Source organism: Roseobacter sp. S87, from assembly GCF_055693285.1.
This window is the reverse complement of record NZ_JBVFTR010000004.1, coordinates 3,840,165-3,858,447: the sequence shown is the minus strand read 5'-3', so window position 1 is coordinate 3,858,447 and position 18,283 is coordinate 3,840,165. Positions and strand designations below refer to the sequence as shown.

Annotated in this window: 16 protein-coding genes and 1 pseudogene; 13 read left to right on the top strand and 4 right to left on the bottom strand. The window is 58.5% G+C overall.

Annotated features, from left to right (window positions below; genetic code table 11):
* Positions 1 to 49 precede the first annotated feature (49 nt).
* The 3 genes from ACZ1HA_RS20035 to ACZ1HA_RS20025 are packed head-to-tail and all read left to right on the top strand — an operon-like array spanning position 50 to position 3,214.
* A complete protein-coding gene (locus ACZ1HA_RS20035) occupies positions 50 to 1,153 on the top strand; it encodes a Gfo/Idh/MocA family protein (protein ID WP_472715153.1) in 1,104 nt (367 codons plus the stop codon).
* A gap of 21 nt (positions 1,154 to 1,174) precedes the next feature.
* Positions 1,175 to 2,068 carry a TIM barrel protein gene (locus tag ACZ1HA_RS20030; protein WP_375228956.1) on the top strand — a complete coding sequence of 298 codons (894 nt, stop codon included), beginning with the start codon at positions 1,175 to 1,177 and terminating at the stop codon, positions 2,066 to 2,068.
* Between the two features lie 12 nt (positions 2,069 to 2,080).
* Positions 2,081 to 3,214, top strand: coding sequence for a Gfo/Idh/MocA family protein (locus ACZ1HA_RS20025; protein ID WP_472715152.1), 1,134 nt, complete (start codon positions 2,081 to 2,083; stop codon positions 3,212 to 3,214).
* Positions 3,215 to 3,219: 5 nt separating this feature from the next.
* Here the strand turns inward: ACZ1HA_RS20025 and ACZ1HA_RS20020 are convergent, their stop codons facing one another.
* Positions 3,220 to 4,218: a LacI family DNA-binding transcriptional regulator gene (locus ACZ1HA_RS20020; protein WP_375228958.1), complete on the bottom strand. Its 999-nt coding sequence runs from the start codon at positions 4,216 to 4,218 to the stop codon at positions 3,220 to 3,222.
* A 180-nt stretch (positions 4,219 to 4,398) separates the two neighbouring features.
* Here ACZ1HA_RS20020 and ACZ1HA_RS20015 point away from each other — a divergent pair, with 180 nt between their 5' ends.
* The 3 genes from ACZ1HA_RS20015 to ACZ1HA_RS20005 all read left to right on the top strand — a co-directional run bounded on the left by ACZ1HA_RS20015 (position 4,399) and on the right by ACZ1HA_RS20005 (position 7,320).
* The gene (locus tag ACZ1HA_RS20015; protein ID WP_375228959.1) at positions 4,399 to 5,349 is read left to right on the top strand and encodes a sugar ABC transporter substrate-binding protein; all 951 of its coding nucleotides are present in this window, start codon (positions 4,399 to 4,401) and stop codon (positions 5,347 to 5,349) included.
* A gap of 77 nt (positions 5,350 to 5,426) precedes the next feature.
* A complete protein-coding gene (locus ACZ1HA_RS20010) occupies positions 5,427 to 6,539 on the top strand; it encodes an ABC transporter permease (protein ID WP_375228960.1) in 1,113 nt (370 codons plus the stop codon).
* A 1-nt stretch (position 6,540) separates the two neighbouring features.
* Positions 6,541 to 7,320 carry an ATP-binding cassette domain-containing protein gene (locus ACZ1HA_RS20005; RefSeq protein WP_472715151.1) on the top strand — a complete coding sequence of 260 codons (780 nt, stop codon included), beginning with the start codon at positions 6,541 to 6,543 and terminating at the stop codon, positions 7,318 to 7,320.
* Positions 7,321 to 7,336: 16 nt separating this feature from the next.
* Here ACZ1HA_RS20005 and ACZ1HA_RS20000 read toward each other — a convergent pair.
* The 3 genes and pseudogenes from ACZ1HA_RS20000 to ACZ1HA_RS19990 form a co-directional block, all read right to left on the bottom strand.
* A pseudogene (locus tag ACZ1HA_RS20000) lies at positions 7,337 to 7,969 on the bottom strand (phytanoyl-CoA dioxygenase family protein); the annotation flags it as partial.
* Between the two features lie 77 nt (positions 7,970 to 8,046).
* Positions 8,047 to 9,600, bottom strand: coding sequence for a trimethylamine methyltransferase family protein (locus tag ACZ1HA_RS19995; protein ID WP_472715150.1), 1,554 nt, complete (start codon positions 9,598 to 9,600; stop codon positions 8,047 to 8,049).
* Between the two features lie 102 nt (positions 9,601 to 9,702).
* Positions 9,703 to 10,230, bottom strand: a complete 528-nt coding sequence (locus ACZ1HA_RS19990) for a TetR/AcrR family transcriptional regulator (protein WP_472715149.1) — start codon at positions 10,228 to 10,230, stop codon at positions 9,703 to 9,705.
* Positions 10,231 to 10,449: 219 nt separating this feature from the next.
* On the opposite strand from ACZ1HA_RS19990, the gene ACZ1HA_RS19985 reads away from it, so the two are divergent.
* The 7 genes from ACZ1HA_RS19985 (at position 10,450) to ACZ1HA_RS19955 (ending at position 18,268) form a co-directional block, all read left to right on the top strand.
* Positions 10,450 to 11,700: a sarcosine oxidase subunit beta family protein gene (locus ACZ1HA_RS19985; RefSeq protein ID WP_472715148.1), complete on the top strand. Its 1,251-nt coding sequence runs from the start codon at positions 10,450 to 10,452 to the stop codon at positions 11,698 to 11,700.
* Positions 11,701 to 11,711: 11 nt separating this feature from the next.
* The gene (locus ACZ1HA_RS19980) at positions 11,712 to 11,978 is read left to right on the top strand and encodes a sarcosine oxidase subunit delta (RefSeq protein WP_472715147.1); all 267 of its coding nucleotides are present in this window, start codon (positions 11,712 to 11,714) and stop codon (positions 11,976 to 11,978) included.
* A complete protein-coding gene (locus ACZ1HA_RS19975) occupies positions 11,975 to 14,779 on the top strand; it encodes a 2Fe-2S iron-sulfur cluster-binding protein (RefSeq protein ID WP_472715146.1) in 2,805 nt (934 codons plus the stop codon). Before ACZ1HA_RS19980 ends, ACZ1HA_RS19975 begins: the two co-directional genes overlap by 4 nt.
* Positions 14,772 to 15,311 (top strand): hypothetical protein, encoded by a 540-nt coding sequence (locus ACZ1HA_RS19970; RefSeq protein WP_472715145.1) that lies wholly within the window; start codon positions 14,772 to 14,774, stop codon positions 15,309 to 15,311. Before ACZ1HA_RS19975 ends, ACZ1HA_RS19970 begins: the two co-directional genes overlap by 8 nt.
* A gap of 352 nt (positions 15,312 to 15,663) precedes the next feature.
* Positions 15,664 to 17,121: a TadE/TadG family type IV pilus assembly protein gene (locus ACZ1HA_RS19965; RefSeq protein ID WP_472715144.1), complete on the top strand. Its 1,458-nt coding sequence runs from the start codon at positions 15,664 to 15,666 to the stop codon at positions 17,119 to 17,121.
* On the top strand, positions 17,118 to 17,663 hold the full coding sequence (locus ACZ1HA_RS19960) for a TadE/TadG family type IV pilus assembly protein (protein ID WP_375228966.1): 546 nt from the start codon (positions 17,118 to 17,120) through the stop codon (positions 17,661 to 17,663). Before ACZ1HA_RS19965 ends, ACZ1HA_RS19960 begins: the two co-directional genes overlap by 4 nt.
* Positions 17,660 to 18,268, top strand: a complete 609-nt coding sequence (locus ACZ1HA_RS19955; protein WP_375228967.1) for a TadE/TadG family type IV pilus assembly protein — start codon at positions 17,660 to 17,662, stop codon at positions 18,266 to 18,268. The genes ACZ1HA_RS19960 and ACZ1HA_RS19955 overlap by 4 nt, the downstream gene beginning before the upstream one ends.
* Positions 18,269 to 18,283: the final 15 nt, after the last annotated feature.

Here is an 18,283-nt window from a genome sequence, read left to right as displayed (position 1 = left end):
ATACTAATTTTGCAACCGGTTGCAAACTGATTTTCATGAAGGTGCTGGCGTGACAGAGATTGGTATCGGCATTCTGGGTGGCGGATACATGGGCAAGGCGCACTCCGTCGCTATGGCCGCAGTGGGTGCTGTGTTCAACACCAGCCTGCGCGCGCGGCTGGAGATGATCTGTGCCAGCACCCCCGAAAGTGCCGAACGGTACCGGGCCGCCTTCGGCTTTGCCCGTGCAACCCATGACTGGCGCATTCTGGTCAATGACCCGAAAGTCGAAGCGATCGTTATCGCAACACCACAGGAAACCCACCGAGAGATTGCTCTGGCGGCATTCGACCTGGGCAAACCTGTCTTCTGCGAAAAACCGCTGGGAGCGTCACTTGATGACAGCCGCGCTATGGTCGACGCAGCGGAGGCATCCGGCGTTCCCAACATGACCGGGTTCAACTATATCCGGACGCCAGCCAGCCAATATGCGCGGCAGCTGATCGCAGATGGCGCGATTGGCAATGTCACATGGTTCCGGGGGGAGCATACCGAAGATTTCCTGGCCAACCCGCAGACACCGGCAAGCTGGCGCACCTCGGGTGACGCCAACGGCACAATGGGCGATCTGTCACCTCATATGATCAACGCCGCACTCGCCCTGCTTGGTCCGATTGACCGGTTAATTGCAGAGGTCGAAACCGTGCACAGACAGCGACCGGGCGGGGACGTCGACAACGATGACCACGGCCAGCTTATGTGCCGCTTTGCCAATGGCGCCATGGGACAGATGTATTTCAGCCGCATCTCCACTGGAAGAAAAATGGGCTACGCCTATGAGGTCACCGGCACAAAGGGAGCGATCCGTTTTGATCAGGAAGATCAGAACGCGCTTTGGCTGTACCGTGCGGAAGGTGACGAGGCGGCCCGTGGTTTCACCAAAATTCTGACCGGCCCTGCGCACCCCGACTATGAGCCATTCTGTCAGGGACCCGGACACGGCACCGGGTATCAGGATCAGATCATTATCGAAGCGCGCGATTTCCTGGAAGCAATTGCGACCGGCAAATCCATCTGGCCAACCTTCCGCGACGGGATGGAGGTCAACCGGATCGTTGCGGCAGCCATGGCGTCATCGCGCGAGAAAACATGGAAAGACGTTTCCGCTTTCTGACTTGGGAAAGGAACCCCAGACATGACAATCCGTATTGGCAATGCGCCCTGCTCATGGGGCGTGGAATTTGCGGATGATCCGCGTAATCCGACCTGGCGGTCCGTGCTCAAAGACTGCGCGGACGCCGGGTACAAGGGGATCGAACTTGGCCCGGTAGGCTTCATGCCCGAAGATCCAGCCGTGCTGCGCGATGCGCTGGCCGAGAACGATCTTGAGCTGATCGGCGGCGTGGTGTTCCGCCCGTTTCACGATGCGGCAGCCTGGGATGATGTGATTGATGGTTCAGTGCGGACCTGTAAGGCGCTCGTGGCTCATGGGGCGAAGCACCTTGTTCTGATCGATTCCATTTCCGAGCGCCGCGCCCCCACAGCCGGCCGCGCAGCCGAAGCAGAACAGATGGATGCCGCCGAATGGGCTGCGTACCGCGACCGCATTGCAACCGTGGCCCGGATGGGCGCCGAGGAATACGGGCTGACCGTAGGCATCCACGCTCACGCCGCTGGCTTCATGGACTTTGAGCCGGAACTGGAAAGACTGCTGGACGAAGTGGACGAGAGCATTCTGAAAATCTGCTTTGACACCGGTCATCACTCCTATGCCGGGTTCGACCCCGTCGCCTTTATGAAACGTCACATTGCTCGGATATCCTACATGCATTTCAAGGATATTGACCCGGCAGTGAAGGCGGACGTCATTGCGAAACGCACTGGTTTTTATGACGCCTGTGGCCAGGGCATTTTCTGCAACCTCGGCCAGGGCGATGTCGACTTCACAGCGGTACGCCAGACCCTGCTGGACGCAGGCTTTGAAGGCTGGTGCACAGTCGAACAGGATTGCGACCCGACGCTCGATCCCGACCCGGTTGGAGACGCGCGTGCAAACCGTGAATACCTTGAATCTATTGGCTTTAACTGAAGGATACTTCAGATGACAAAACTGAACTGGGGTATGATCGGTGGCGGCGAAGGCAGCCAGATCGGACCGGCGCACCGCCTCGGCGCACAGGCAGATGGCAACTTTGTTCTCGCCGCCGGCGCGCTGGACGTGGACGCAGAAAAAGGGCGTGCTTATGCACAGAGCCTTGGCGTGGCCTCTGATCGCGCCTACGCCAACTGGCAGGAGATGCTCGCCGGCGAAAAGGACCGCACAGACCGTGTGGACCTGGTGACCGTTGCAACACCGAACTCCACGCATTTTGAGATCACCAAAGCGTTCCTCGAAGCGGGTTTTAACGTACTGTGCGAAAAGCCGATGACGATGACGGTGGAGGAAGGCGAGGAAATCGTGCGCGTGGCCGAAGCCTCGGGCAAGATATGCGCCGTGAATTACTGTTATTCGGCTTATCCGATGGTGCGCGAGATGCGGCATATGGTGGCCAGCGGGGACATCGGCAAAGTCCGTCTGGTTGTGACAAATTTCAGCCACGGTCACCACGGCGACGCCACCGACGCGGACAATCCCCGTGTGCGCTGGCGCTATGATCCGGCGATGGCCGGTGTGTCGGGACAGTTTGCCGACTGTGGCATTCATGCTCTGCATATGGCCGGGTTCATCGCGGGAGATGAAGTCACGTCAGTCTCCGCCGATTTCGCGTCCACCATTCCGACACGCACGCTGGAGGACGACGCCATGGTCAACTTCCGGATGTCCGGCGGGACGGTTGGCCGTCTCTGGACATCGTCCGTGGCGATCGGCCGTCAGCACGGCTTCGACATTCAGGTTTTCGGAGAAACAGGCGGTTTGCGGTGGGCATCCGAACAGCCAAACCAGGTGTTCTACACACCTGTCGGAGGGCGCACGCAGATCATGGAGAAGGGCGAGGGCAGCCTGTCGGACGAAGCAGGTCGGTTGTCCCGTGTGGCCATAGCCCACCCTGAAGGGTTCCCGCTTGCCGTGGCGAATATCTACGTCGATCTGGCCGCCGCGATCCGTGGGGAAACCCGCAGCGCCCTGCCTTCGGCCTCCGATGGCCTGCGTTCTATGGCGGCGGTTTACGCAGCTGTGGAATCAGCCGGGGCAGGCGGCACATGGGTCGACGCGCGGCCACCTATGTTTCGGTAAGGCGTTCAGTCAGCGGGGCGCAGCGTGCCCCGCTCAACAATCGAACAGGGAAAGATCCGTGCCTCAGGGTAGCGGTCCGGCTCGTCGAGCATAGCCACCATCAGCTCGATAGATGAGTTTACGATCTGGCGGATCGGCTGGTGGATGGTCGTGAGGTTTATGTTCTGCCACCCCGCCATTTCCATATCGTTCAGCCCGATCAGCCCGATATCGTCCGGCACTGACAGACCGCTGTCTGTGATCGCGGACAGCACACCGATCGACAGAACATCGTCTCCGCAGAAATAGGCTTCCGCCGGTTTCCGGCTGAGCAGCCGCAACATTTCCGCACGGCCCGCGTTGAATGAATATGCCTCAGCAAAACTGTGCGACAGAGTGAGGCCCGGGTGCTTTTCAAGCTCTCCCATAAATCCCGCGAAACGGTCCTGCGTCGATGTTGCATCTTCGGGTCCGCCCAGAAACCCGATGCGCCGGTATCCGCGCGCAATCAGGGTTCGCGCAGCCATACGGCCACATTCGACATTGTCGATGCCAACCACATGCACCTCAGGGGTCGTCGTGTGCCGTCCGAAACTGTGCACCACCGGAACCCGCGCGTCCCGGAATGCCTTGGCAAACTCCGGCGACAGGGTTGATGACGCCACCACAGCGCCGTCCACCGAATACTGACGCAGCATCCGGACCGAGGCCTCCGGATCCGTTTCATCAGACAGGTTCACAAGAAGCGGTCGCAGACCACGGTCCTGCAGCCCGCGCGTGAACAGATCAAAGACCTGCAGAAAAATCGGGTTATGAAAGTTATTCGACACCAGACCGATCAGCTTTGTGCGTCCGGTTGTCAGAGAAGACGCCAGCGCATTCGGACTGTAGCCCAGATCACGGGCGGCCTTTTCGACCTTGCGGCGCATTTTTTCCGAGACCGAAGCACCATCGGTAAAGGTTCGCGAAACAGCCGACCGGGAAACTCCCGCACGTTCAGCAACTTCTTTCAGCGTAATGGCCATAAATCAGTATTTTCCGGACCCGTCAGGTCAGTCTCTGAGCATCAGTTTGACCAACTATGAAATCTACAGTCGATTTTTGCAACCGGTTGCAAACTAAATTCGACTGTGCTTAAGTCGATTCACAGAGGTGGCACAGGCCACTCTTTTGCCATGAAAACGGTAAATCCCGGGAGGAAAAACATGACAACACTGATGAAGAAGCTGGTGCTTGCGACAGCCATCGTTGCCGCACCTTTCATGACGGCGCAGACTGCTGCGGCCGAAGGTGAAAAGTACATTCTGGTCAGCCACGCGCCTGACAGCGACACGTGGTGGAACACCATCAAGAACGGTATCGCCCTTGCAGGCGAACAGGTTGGTGCCGACGTTGAGTACCGCAACCCGCCGACCGGTGACATCGCGGACATGGCCCGCATCATCGAGCAGGCCGCTGCTTCCGGCCCCGATGGCATCATCACGACACTGGCCGACTTTGACGTGCTTAAAGGCCCGATCCAGAACGCCGTCGATCAGGGCATCGATGTGATCATCATGAACACTGGTACGCCAGAGCAGGCCCGTGAAATCGGTGCTCTGATGTACGTTGGTCAGCCGGAATATGACGCGGGCTTTGCGGCCGGCGTCCGCGCCAAAGGCGAAGGCGTGACCAACTTCCTCTGCGTGAACCACGCGATCCAGCAACCCACAGTGGGCGAACGCTGCCGCGGCTACGCGGATGGCCTGGGCATCGACCTTGGCGACGCAATGATGGACAGCGGCACCGACCCGTCGGAGATCAAGAACAAGGTTCTGGCCTATCTTTCCGCGAACCCTGACGTTGACGGTATCCTGACACTGGGCCCGGTTTCCGCCGACCCGACCATCGCGGCGCTGCAGGAAAACGGCATGGCCGGTGATATCCACTTCGGTACCTTTGACCTCGGCGAAGAAATCGTCAAAGGCATCAAGGACGGCACCATCAACTGGGGTATCGACCAGCAGCCTTTCCTGCAGGCGTATATGCCCGTTGTGATCCTGGCAAACTGGGACCGCTATGGCGTCCTGCCGGGCAACAACATCAACTCCGGCCCGGGCTTTGTGACCAAAGACGGCCTGACCAAAGTTGAAGAGTTCGCCGGCGAATACCGCTGATATCCGGACTTACGGGGCGGCCTTCTGAACAGGAGGGCCGCCCTTTTTTTCTCATTCTGCAAGCCGGGGGACACGCAATGGCAGAATCTACTGATACAGACGAGCGAATAAAGGACATATCTCCTTTGCGGCAGGCCCTGATCCGGCCCGAACTGGGCGGTATCGTCGGCACAGTCGCTGTTTTCACTCTTTTTGCCCTGTTCGCTTTTGACAGCGGTATGTTCAACAGTCAGGGGGTTCTGAACTGGACCATCGTTTCCGCCCAGTTCATGATCATCGCCGTCGGTGCCTGCCTGCTGATGATTTCCGGTGAATTTGATCTCAGCGTTGGATCCATGATCGGCTTCGCCGGCATGATGATCGCCGTATTCGGTGTGGTTCTGGCGTGGCCCATGTGGATGGCCATTATCATCACGTTCGTCATCTGCAGCGCGCTGGGTGCGCTGAACGGCTGGATCGTGGTGCGTACGGGACTGCCCAGCTTTATCGTGACGCTGGCGTTCCTGTTCATTCTGCGCGGCTTCACGATTTACATTCCCCAGACGGTCGAGCGCAAAACGATTATTGGCGGCATCCGGGATGCTGCCGAAGGTGACTGGCTTGCTCCGGTCTTTGGCGGGAAAATCGGTCAGCCTCTGTTTCAGTGGCTTGGCGACATGGGCATTATCGGTGTTTTTGAGCGCGGGTCGCGCGCCGGACAACCGGTTGTCGATGGCATTCCGATGCTGATAGTATGGGCCATCATCCTCATCGTATTTGGCCACGTCCTGCTGACGAAAACCCGCTTCGGGAACTGGATCTTTGCGTCCGGCGGCGATGCCGAAGCCGCACGCAATTCAGGTGTACCTGTGAACAAGGTCAAAATCCTGATGTTCATGTTCACCGCATTCTGCGCCACCGTTTTCGCAGTCTGCCAGGTGATGGAGTTCGGCTCCGCCGGTGCCGACCGCGGCCTCCTAAAGGAGTTTGAGGCGATCATCGCAGTGGTCATCGGCGGCGCACTGCTGACCGGTGGATACGGCTCTGTCATCGGTGCCGCGCTCGGCGCTTTGATTTTCGGTGTCGTTCAGCAGGGACTTTTCTTTGCCGGAGTGGAAAGCTCGCTGTTCCGGGTTTTCCTCGGGGTCATCCTGCTCTTTGCGGTGATTCTGAACACCTACATCCGCCGCATCATCACGGGGGAGCGCTGATATGTCAGATCCGATCATTCAGATGAAAGGCATCCAGAAGCATTTCGGCAGTGTTATTGCTCTGGCCGGTGTGTCGGTGGATGTGTTCCCGGGCGAATGTCACTGCCTGCTGGGCGACAACGGCGCGGGGAAGTCGACCTTCATCAAAACGATGTCCGGCGTGCACAAGCCCACGAGCGGTGAGATCATTTTCGAGGGCAAACCGCTCGACTTTGCCGATCCGCGTGATGCGATTTCGGCCGGTATCGCGACTGTGCACCAGCACCTGGCGATGATCCCGCTGATGTCCGTGAGCCGCAATTTCTTCATGGGCAATGAACCTCTGAAGAAAGTGGCTGGGCTGAGCTTTTTTGACCATGACTATGCCAATCGCATCACCATGGAAGAAATGCGCAAAATGGGTATCAACCTGCGCGGCCCGGATCAGGCCGTAGGCACATTGTCCGGCGGGGAACGTCAGACTGTTGCGATTGCCCGGGCCGTTCACTTCGGTGCCAAGGTGCTCATCCTCGATGAGCCGACATCGGCTCTGGGTGTCCGGCAGACGTCCAACGTGCTGGCCACGATCGACAAGGTCCGCAAGCAGGGCATCGCCGTGGTATTCATTACGCACAATGTGCGTCACGCTATGGCCGTGGGCGACCGTTTCACGGTGCTCAATCGCGGCCAGACCCTGGGAACTGCTGTAAGGGGTGAAATCACACCCGAGGAGCTTCAGGACATGATGGCGGGCGGCCAAGAAATGGCAACGCTCGAAGGCAGTCTGGGCGGCACAGTCTGAAAAAATACCCGTCGCCTCACGGGAGGCGGCGGGCATCCATCTGCGAGAGACCAGACGTAAAGTCTTCCGCAGACATCCCTGTTTCCAGAGCTTCATGAAAATACGCCTGCTGCGTCTGTTGAGCGAGGCCGCCGACGGGTGGGTCACGGTCGAGGTTCGTGGGAAATCAATACCCTTCGGCAGTTGCCGCGATCACTGCGCTGACTTCTGCAGCGGTCAACCGGCCAGCATCGGCCGCAGCCCGGACCAACGGATAAAGAGCATTACACATAGCAGTCCGGTCGAGCGTCTCCATCGCGCGCCCGAATGGTGAAGAAATCTGCAGCAGGTTAGCGAGGCGCTGGATATCGGCTGACGTATTGGCACCCGCCGCATGGAACAGCGCAGGACTGAAAAACACAGCGTCACCTTTTGCCAGCGGTAACTGAACGTAGTTCTCCTCGAAAAACGCGCGGGAATCATCCCGGCGCCAGGCAGCATACCCGGGCAGATACGCCTGCGAATTGGGCAGCAGTTTTGTTGACCCGCTTTCTATCGGCATATCGGTATGTGCAACTGCCCCCTGCAGGGTAAGAACCGGCGACAGCGCATGTACATGCGCGGGAAACGCAGCGCTGATGTCGGCAGTCTGCCTCCGAATAAAACCCAGCGCGCTGGTCAGATTGATCTTTCATGGCGTTTCCTCCCGCGCGGGAAGGCTGTGGAGTGCAAACTGCAAGTGCCGCGTCAGTCCAATGGCGGGGCACCACCATTGCGGATTGCGTTCTCAATCCAAGGTGCCAGACGCTCAGTTGCTTCTACTGCACCTGCAGGTTGCTCAAAGTTTGCCAGTTTGTCTTTCCAGACATCTGTTGCACGATCTGCAGAAGTGCGTGCCCCGGCCTCAGACCACGTACCGAAATTATTCAGGTCAGCAACAATGCTCTCGTAAAATTCCGTGTTGTAGCGCGCCATTGTGTGATCAGTCGCAAAAAAGTGCCCGCCAGGCTGGACGTCCTGCAGCGCGTCAAAGCCGATCTCTTCGGCGTCCGCCCGCGGGCGCGTGGAGAGCTCAGCGAACACCTGCAGCGCTTCAATGTCATTGATGAACTTCTCATAGCCAAAGGTCAGCCCCCCTTCCAGCCAGCCAGCCGAATGCACAATCAGTGTTCCATGGGCCAGTGATCCGCCCCACAGCCCCATGACCGTCTCCATGCTCGATTGCATGTCCGCGACGTTAGAGGCCGAACCCGATGCCGTACGCCAGGGCAACCCGATCAGCCGCGCCAGTTGCCCGCCCCCGATCTGCATCTTGATATGCTCCGGGGTGCCAAAGGCCGGTGCCCCGGATTTCATATGAACGTTCGAGCTGAACCCACCGTAGCTGACCGGCGCACCCGGCCGCGCCAGCTGGGCGAGCGTGATCCCGAAAAGGGCCTCTGCATGCTGCAGCGTCAGCGCACCTGCGGGTGTGACAGGCGCCATCGCGCCAGCAAGACAGAACGGCGTAATGACTGACATCTGACCGGCACGCGCGAAGTCGATAATTCCCTGGGCCATCGGGTTGTCGAGCATGCGCGGCGAATTTGTATTGATGATCGTCGTCACCCAGACGCCGTCTTCAAAGTCGTCGCCCGACAGACCCAGTGCGGTCTGTGTCATTTCGAACCCCTGCTCCACCTGCGCCCTGCCGCGCGAAAACAGAAAGAGCGGCTTATCCCCGAATTCCATCTGCGCGCGCATCGTCTGGTAATGCCTGAGGTGTACCGGCACATCCTGCGGCTCCGTCAAAGGCCCAAATGTATGCATAATATCATAGCTCTGGCAGAGTTTTACCGCTTCCTCAAAATCCCGCAGACTGCCAGGCCTGCGGCCGCGTTCGGCGTCATTCGCATTCGGGCAACCCACGCCCGGCATGAAGATCATCGCGCCTTGCTCATAGGTCTGTTCCCGGGCTGGATTGGCAGCGCGCAGCCGGATGGAAGACGGGGCAGTGGCCAGCGCGGCCTCGACGATGTCACGCCCCACAAAAACCATATCGTCATTATCAACTCGGGCACCGGCAGTCGCGAAAATCCTACGCGCCTCGGGCAACAGGACACGGAGCCCCAGCTCTTCGAGCACCCGCAAAGCGGTCTCGTGAATTGCCCACACCTCGTCGTCCGAAAAGACGTTCTGCGCAGGAAAGGGATGCGTCAGCTGCCTGTAGTCTGGTTTGCGCAAAACTGCCACGCCGTTTTCCCGGTTCCGGCGTCTCCGCCCCCGTGCGGGCCTTGAGGAAGATGTAGATGTCGGTGTCATACAAAGCTCTCCGGCGCGTCGTCGATAACGCTGCCGGACGCTCACACGAATGCCGGTACCTGTCTACATAAAAGTACATGTGTGTATTTTATTGGGCGATGGTCAGGTTGTGGCCCGAACCTGGTTCAGCCTTTCCACGTCAGCCTCCGCGGGTGCTTTGCCCGACAGACAATAGAGGTAATGCGCGGCACGGCTGATCCTGGTGTCCCAGTCCTCTTTCTGGTCCAGCGCATCATAACCGATCTGCGTGAAATACAGGATGCGGGCACGCACTTCGCTTTCGCCGTCCGCATATCCATACCGCCGGAACATTTCTGTCAGCGCATCAAGGCGCTGATTGTCCGACTTATCCAGCAGAGCCCGCACCGAACCGGATCTTCTGGCCCAGTCGCGGACCGCAAAATCGAGCCGCGTGTCAAAACTTCCCTTACTGATCCAGGAGGCGAAAAAGTTCACGATGGCACCGTTTATCGTATCTGCCGGCGCTTCGGCCGCATCAACAATCACCTGGGTATTTGTGCTGCGCCAGTGTTCCAGCAGGTCGTCCAGCAGATCGGCGCGGCTGTCAAAGTGCCAGTAGAAGCTCGACCGCGACGTGTCCATTTTGGCGGACAGAACCAGCACTTTCACATTTTCCTCCCCTTCCGAGATGAGAGTATCGAGTGCGATTTTTATCCAGTCGGCCTTGGTATGGCGCTTGGGTCCACGTCCACGACCGCTTTTCTTTTTTCTGCCATGCTGTGTCCCGGCGCTTGTTTCGCTGATTTACGTACAGTAGTGTACTTTCTGCAATCCTGCAGCCATACCTGTGCGTTCCGCATCGCAAGCATATCAATCGGAAAAGACTGTATGAGCAAGTACTCTGCGTTCAGAGTGATCCGGGAAGGTCTGCGAAACCAGACCGGCTGGGGCCCGGCCTGGCGCAGCCCCGGGCCGCAGGATGAATATGACATCGTGATCGTGGGCGGCGGCGGACATGGCCTTGCCACTGCGTACTATCTTGCCCGACGGCACGGTCTTCGCCGCATTGCCCTGCTCGAGAAAGGCTGGATCGGTGGAGGCAACACGGGGCGCAACACCACCGTGATACGGTCGAATTACTTCTATCCGGAAAGTGCGGCACTCTATGATCTGTCCGTCCAGCTTTACGAGGGTCTGTCGCGGGAGCTGAACTATAACGTTATGTTCTCTCAGCGGGGCATGCTGATCATCGCGCATTCCCAGCATGAGATGGAAATAGCAGCCCGAACAGTGAATGCCATGCGTCTGAATGGCGTGGATGCAGATCTGCTGGACAGGGATCAGGTCCGGAAAAAGGCACCGCTCCTGAATTATCGCCGCGACGCCCGCCTGCCCATTGAAGGGGCCGTCTGGCAGGGACGTGCGGGCACCGGCAGGCATGATGCAGTCGCCTGGGGATACGCGCGCGCCGCTGACCGGCTGGGCGTGGACATCATACAGAACTGTGAGGTTACCGGATTTGTGCTCGAAGGTGGCACCTGCAAAGGAGTGGAAACGACCCTCGGCACGATCCGCGCAAGTCGTACCGCCGTCGCTGCGGCAGGCCACGCTTCACATCTTGCTGCAATGGCGGGCTTTGACCTGCCGATTCAGTCCTATGCGTTGCAAGCGTTTGTGTCTGAACCGGTCAAACCCATTCTGGACACGGTGGCGTTCTCTCCGGCGCACGGCAGCTACGTCAGCCAATCGGACAAAGGGGGGCTGGTTATGGGCGGGGGGCTGGACCGTATTCCCTCCTATGGACAGCGAGGCAATCTGCCGGTTCAGGAAGACGTTCTGGGCGGACTGGTCGAGTACATTCCCGCAATCGCCCGGCTGAAACTGCTCCGCCACTGGGCGGGGATTGTCGATGTCACGCCAGACAGTTCACCGCTGATTGGTCCCACACCTGTGCCGGAACTGTTCATCAACTGCGGGTGGGGCACAGGAGGCTTCAAGGCGATCCCGGCGGGCGGATACCTCTTTGCCCATTGCCTGGCTGAGGGCACGCACCACGACATAAGCGCACCCTTTGATCTGAGCAGATTCACCACCAGCCGGTTGATTGACGAGGGTGCCGCATCAGGCATCGCGCACTAGGAGCGCCGGATATGCAGCAGTTTCCATGCCCTTTTTGTGGTTTGCGCGATGAACGCGAATTCTGGTTTGCCGGTGAAGCCGGAAAAACGCGGCCGGATACGACAGCCAGGGTGAGCGATGAAGACTGGGCCCGGTACCTTTATGCCCAGCGCAACACCAAAGGCGCGGTTGATGAGGCGTGGATACACCTCACCTGCCGCGAGCTGTTCATCATGCAGCGCGACAGCGTCAGCATGGAGGTTCTCGGCGTGCGCAGTCTGAGGGAGCCTGAAAAATGACCGGGCATCGCATATCCGATCCCGGCGTCACAGACCGCAGCAGGACCCTGACGTTCACGTTCGATGGACAACAATACACCGGCCATCCGGGCGATACGATCGCCTCGGCGCTTTTGGCCAACGGTGTCCGGATCATCGGGCGCAGCTTCAAATACCACCGTCCGCGCGGGCTCTGGAGTGCGTGGAGTGACGATCCCAACGGGATATTTGACGTCACACTTAACGGCGTTTCCTTCCCGAACTGCCAGGGCACCACAACACCGCTGGAAAACGGCATGGTAGTCCGTGCCGTGAATGCCTGGCCGTCAGCCCGCTTTGACATCAAAAGCGGGGTGGGGATGTTCCATCGATTTCTTGGTGCCGGGTTTTACTACAAAACCTTCATGTGGCCGGACTGGCATCTGTTTGAACCGGCGATACGGCGCATGGCGGGTCTGGGGCACCTCGAGGGAGAAACGCCTGAAGGCTTTGTGGCCGACAGGGCAGATGATCAGTGCGACGTCCTCGTGATCGGTGGCGGGGCTGCCGGGCTGTGTGCAGCGAATGCGGCCGCTGCCCGTGGGGAAGACACGGTTCTGGTCGAGGATCACCCGCAAACCGGCGGGAGCCTTTGGGCCCTCGGAACCAGCCCTGACGGTGTTCCGGCCGCAGACTGGACTGCGACACATGAGAAAGCCATTCGCTCTGCCGGCGGTCGGGTTCTGACCCGGACAACGGCGTTCGGGATTTACGACCACAACCTCGTAGGTCTTTCCCAGCAGAGGTCAGGTCAGCGCGCGCCACGCATGTGGCGAATGCGCGCCGGGCGCATCATTCTCGCGACCGGTGCCATGGACCGTCCTCTGACCTTTCCCGGAAACGACGTGCCGGGGATCATGTCTCTTGGGGGTGCCGCGGACTTTCTCGGGCGATATGGCGTTCTGGCCGGGCGATCAGTTTCCGTGCTGAGCAACCATTCGGCAGCCGATGCTGAGTGCGACCGCCTGAGCCGAGCAGGAGCGACGGTACAGCGCATTGATGCCGCGCAGGCGGAGATCACCGCAACCGGCAAACGGGGACAGGTCAGTATCCTCGACGGCGGAAAACAGCAACTTTCTGACGTTCTGCTGGTATCCGGTGGTCTCACACCTGTCGTACATCTGTGGCGCCAAGCCGGTGGCAAACTGGAATGGCACAACGGACTGTCTGCATTTGTTCCTGCTAACGGTCCCACCCGGATTGCGGTGGTGGGGGCCGCTGACGGGGTTTTTGACATGACACAGTCGCTGGAGCAGGCAGAAGCAGCAGGACGGAATACGCCCACCTACCGAAAGACCGGCCGTTTTTCGATCACACCCGTCTGGCCCGATCCCGGACGCAAAGGCCGGCAATGGATTGATTTCCAGCATGACGTCACCCTGAAAGACATCGAGGTCGCCGCGCGGGAAAACTTTTCATCTGTGGAACATCTCAAGCGGTATACGACCCTGGGCATGGCCATGGACCAGGGCAAAACATCCAACGTGACCGGACTGGCCGCCATGGCCACGCTGCGGGGCCTGTCGATCCCGGAGATCGGCACGACCACGTTCCGCCCTCCCTTCGTGCCGGTTTCCCTGTCTCTCTACAAAGGTGCCCAGACGGGGCAGCTCTTTCATCCAGTGAAACGTCTGCCGCTTGAAAACCGGCACAGGGACCACGGGGCGGCACTCGGAGAATACGGCGGCTGGCTGCGGCCTGCATGGTATGGCGACCTGCCCGGCGCGGAGGCCGCTCAGAAAGAAGCTGAAACGGCACGAACCACCGCAGGGATCTTTGATGCCTCGTCACTTGGGCGCGTCAGCGTCATGGGGCCGGATGCCGCAGGATTTCTGGACTTTATCTGTTACAACACTCTGTCTTCGCTGAAACCAAGTGCGATCAGATATGTGTTCCTTCTGACGGAACAGGGCATTGTTTTCGACGACGGCGTTGTGCTGCGCATATCCGATGAACACTTTGTGCTGTCCTGCTCCTCCGGGCACACTGACGCGGTTGTCGGAATGCTGGAGGCATGGCGGCAGGACGGAAATGACCCGGACCGGGTTTTCATTCATGACACGACGCAGACTGCCGCAACGCTGACCGTAACCGGCCCCGAGGCCCGGCGCATCGTCGGGGCATTGAATACAGGCGTTAATCTGGCCGCTGATGCCTTTCCGCATATGACCTGGCGGCCCGGTCTTTTCGACGGCAGACCACTGCGGATCGCACGTGTCAGTTTCACCGGTGACCTCAGCTTCGAACTGTCTGTCGACTGCAGCGTCGGTGACATCCTGTTGCATGAACTTCTGAGCGCTGGTGACACCCAAGGCGCCAGGTTGATCGGAGTTGAAGCACTCTCGGTGCTGCGCATGGAGAAAGGGTATATCATGACCGGCAAAGACACGGATGGTGAAACCATGCCGCATGACCTGGCTTTTTCCGAGCCGCGCACGCGCAAAAAAGCAGCCTTTGTCGGCGACCGCAGCCTGCGCAGCGCTCTGGCGGAATCCCCGGATCGCAAACAACTGACCGGCCTTCAGGTGCCGGAGGGCGCGCTGCCGCTGCCGGTCGGCGCCCATATTGTCGAGTACCGCGAAGGCAGGCGGTTTTCAGTCGGCTACGTGACATCGTCCACCTTCAGTCCCGCCCTGGGCAGGCCAGTCGCGCTTGGGTTGGTTGAGGCAGCTGCCTCCCGTACCGGGCAGATGCTGGCCGCCTGGCATATGGGCGAAGAGGTCCCCGTCATGCTGGCACCACCCACAGCCTTTGATCCGGAAGGGAGCCGGTTGGATGCGTAACGACACCGCGAACTGGAAAAAGCCGGCAGACACCCTGCAGCAGTTGAAAACGGGTTCACTGCATGTCCGCGAAGTGATGGGCATCCGGCAGACCATGGTCAGTGCACCAGCGCCACAAAAAGAAGCGCTTTCCGGAGGCCTGCCACTCATTGGCTGGCCTGAAATCGCGCCCGAGACGGATTACGCTCTTTCACTGCGGCGGGACCGCGTTCTGCGCATCGGCGGCCCGGTGCTGCAGGACGGCTGGAACAGTGATGCCCGGCTGGCAGCGTCTGATATGACAACGGGTCTTACCGTTTTCGACATCAGCGGCGCAGATGCACACGCACTTCTCAAACGCGGAGCCGCACTCGATGTCCCTAACAGTTCCGCCTCATGTGCATGGTTGTTTGCAGGTTTCCATATCCTGATCTGCCAATACCAGACTCCTGGAACCTTCCGCGTTCATGTCGCCAGAGGTCTGTCACACGCCTTCTTTGAAACGTTGTCTGCTTTTGCAGACCAGTTATCTGACGCACCCGCTCCAGCCTGAAGACCTGGCAAGGGCGTGAACAGACGGTTTTGTTAAGCCAGATCTGCGATTCTCTGCAAACATTCTCATTCGCCGCAAAATTGCCTCAATCAGAAATCTCCGGTCAGCCGAGGCCGCGAGTCGCGTTTCCCGCCAGCAAACAATGCCCTTTAAAAGCGCAAAAACCGGCGCGGTACCGCAACAGTTTCTGGTTAAAAGTGTATAAAATCATAACCATCAGGCTGAGGTAGCAATCCGCGATGGCCTCACTTTCAACAACTTTCCCGCTTACCGTTCCAACAACTGACCATCGCGGGGGCGATAGTGAAAGTGAGTTAGAGTAATGCTGCGTGCGTGCCTGAATAGTACTAGAATGAACCGGCGGAAAGCTGTTGCCAGGGTCTCTGACTTCCGCAAGGAAGAAGAAGGTACGGTGACAATTTTCGCCGCCTTCATGATCATCATGATGCTCATGGTCTGCGGTATCGCCGTTGACCTGATGCAGAACGAGATGGAGCGTACACGTGTGCAGAACACGCTGGACCGTGCGATCCTCGCGGCATCTGACCTCGATCAGCCACTTCCGGCAGATCAGGTTGTGGACGACTATTTTGCCAAAGCGGGCATGACCGAATTCCTCGATGACGTGCAGATCACACCCGGTGCGCATCTGCCTGTAACCAACTACCGGATCGTCGCCGCGACAGCGCGAACGCGCACGCCTTCTACATACATGGCGATTACCGGCGTCAATTCGCTGCCGGTATACACGTCCGGTATGGCTGAAGAAATCATTGAGAAAACAGAGATTTCCCTGGTTCTCGACATTTCGGGCTCTATGCGGTTTGACGACCGTATCAGCCGTCTGCGCGTTGCCGCGAATGAATTCCTGGAATCGGTTCTCGACGGACAGGCTGGTACAACCACCTCTATCAATATCGTGCCCTACGCCGGGCAAACCAACCCGGGACCCATTGTCTTTAACCGCGCCGGCGGCAGAAAGTTTGCTGAAACCATCACAGTAGACGGCGAAGAACAGCCCTATGGCGGCGACGTGACCAACGAGTATGTGGATGAAGATGGTGACACTCAGACTGAGACGACGTACGTGCCATACCGCGACAGGTCGTCCTGCCTTGAGTTGGGTTCCAGCGATTTCAACAACATCAATCTGCCGTCAGGCGGGTATGATCAGACCCCGCACTTCATGAACTGGGCAATTGATAACCCGACGATGGACTGGGGCTGGTGCCCGCTGAATAACACGTCCATCCAATATGCGCAGAACAATCTGGGCGAACTGAAAAAGTTCATCAATGAGATGCGCCTGCATGACGGTACGGGCACGCACTACGGTATGAAGTATGGCGTGGCGCTGCTGAACCCGACGTCGAATTCCACGATCCGCGCACTGGAAACAGCTGGTCATGTGCCGCCGCAGTTTGCTGACCGCCCGGCACCGTTCACCGATACGGATACGCGCAAGTTCGTCGTTCTGATGACTGACGGCAAAATCACGGATCAGCTGCGTCCGAAAGACGACAACCATCCGCTGAACCCGACCAAAGAACTGAATGCCCGGAAATCGGATCGCGAAAAAATCTCGTCAACCAGCAACAACGTCACCAGCTTTTACTCAATGTGTGACAAAGCAAAAGCGGAGGGCATCGTTATTTATACGATCGCGTTTGAAGCCCCCAGCGCAGGTGTAACTCAGATGCGCAACTGTGCTACTGAGGCATCCTATGCCTATACCGCACAGGGCGTTGAGATCAGAACGGTCTTCAAGGCGATCGCGCGGCAGATCAACGAACTGAGGCTGACACAATGATTTCGAGAACTCTGAATTTTCTGCGGTTCTTCCGCAAGAACGAAGACGGACAGATCGCGATCGAATTCGTGCTTCTGGTACCTATCCTGTTCACCGCGTTCATGTCTTCCGTTGAGCTCGGCATCTATTCCATGCGGCAGATGTGGCTTGACCGGGGGCTGGACATCGCGGTGCGCCAGGTTCGCGTGAATACTCAGGCTATCCCGTCACATGACGCGCTCAAAATCGTTATCTGTGAGAACGCCGGATTTATTCCTGACTGCACGGACAGCCTGAAACTGGAAATGATCGTTGTCGACCCGCGCGCTTATGTCGGCCTCGACAATACCGTTGACTGCGTAGACCGGTCGCTGCCGATCACCAGTCAGGATCCGCCAAATTACCAGACGGGTGAAGAACACGACCTCATGCTGCTGCGTGCCTGCGTCAAGTTCAATCCGATCTTCCCGACCACAGGTCTTGGGTTCCACTTTGGCAAAGACGGCGCCGGACAGGCATCCATGACGGCAACCTCGGCCTTCGTACAGGAGCCAGGCACATGATGACCCGTTTAAACTCAATCCGTCTGATGCTGAACCGCTTCCGCCGGTCCGAAGACGGTAACGTCGCCATCGAAGCGATGATCATCCTTCCGCTCGTTTTCTGGGCGTATCTCGGAATGTTCTCGATATTCGATACATACCGGCAATACACGAACAACCAAAAAGCAACCTATACGATTTCAGATATGATTTCGCGTCAGGTTTCGCCGCTGGATGACACTTTCATCGATGGCGCGCGCAGCCTGTTCGACGAGCTGACGAGAACCATCACTGAGTCGTTTCTGCGGATTTCCGTTGTCCAGTATGATACGGCATCCGGTAGCTACCAGGTGGTTTGGTCACGGGTGCGCGGGAGCGCTTTCAACAGCCTCACCAACGCCGATATCTCGGGTTGGCACGACAGACTGCCCGTGATGCCGGACGACGACCAGATCATTGTCGTCGAAACACGTACACGACACGACCCCGTGTTTGATCTGGGCCTTTCAACCCGGAACATCGACAACTTTGTCTTCACACGGCCCAGATACGCAAAGCAGCTTTGCTATGCTACGACCTGCGCAATCGTTACCCCGACGGTGGTAACACCGACAGAGATTGACTGAAGACGGGCCGCCTCC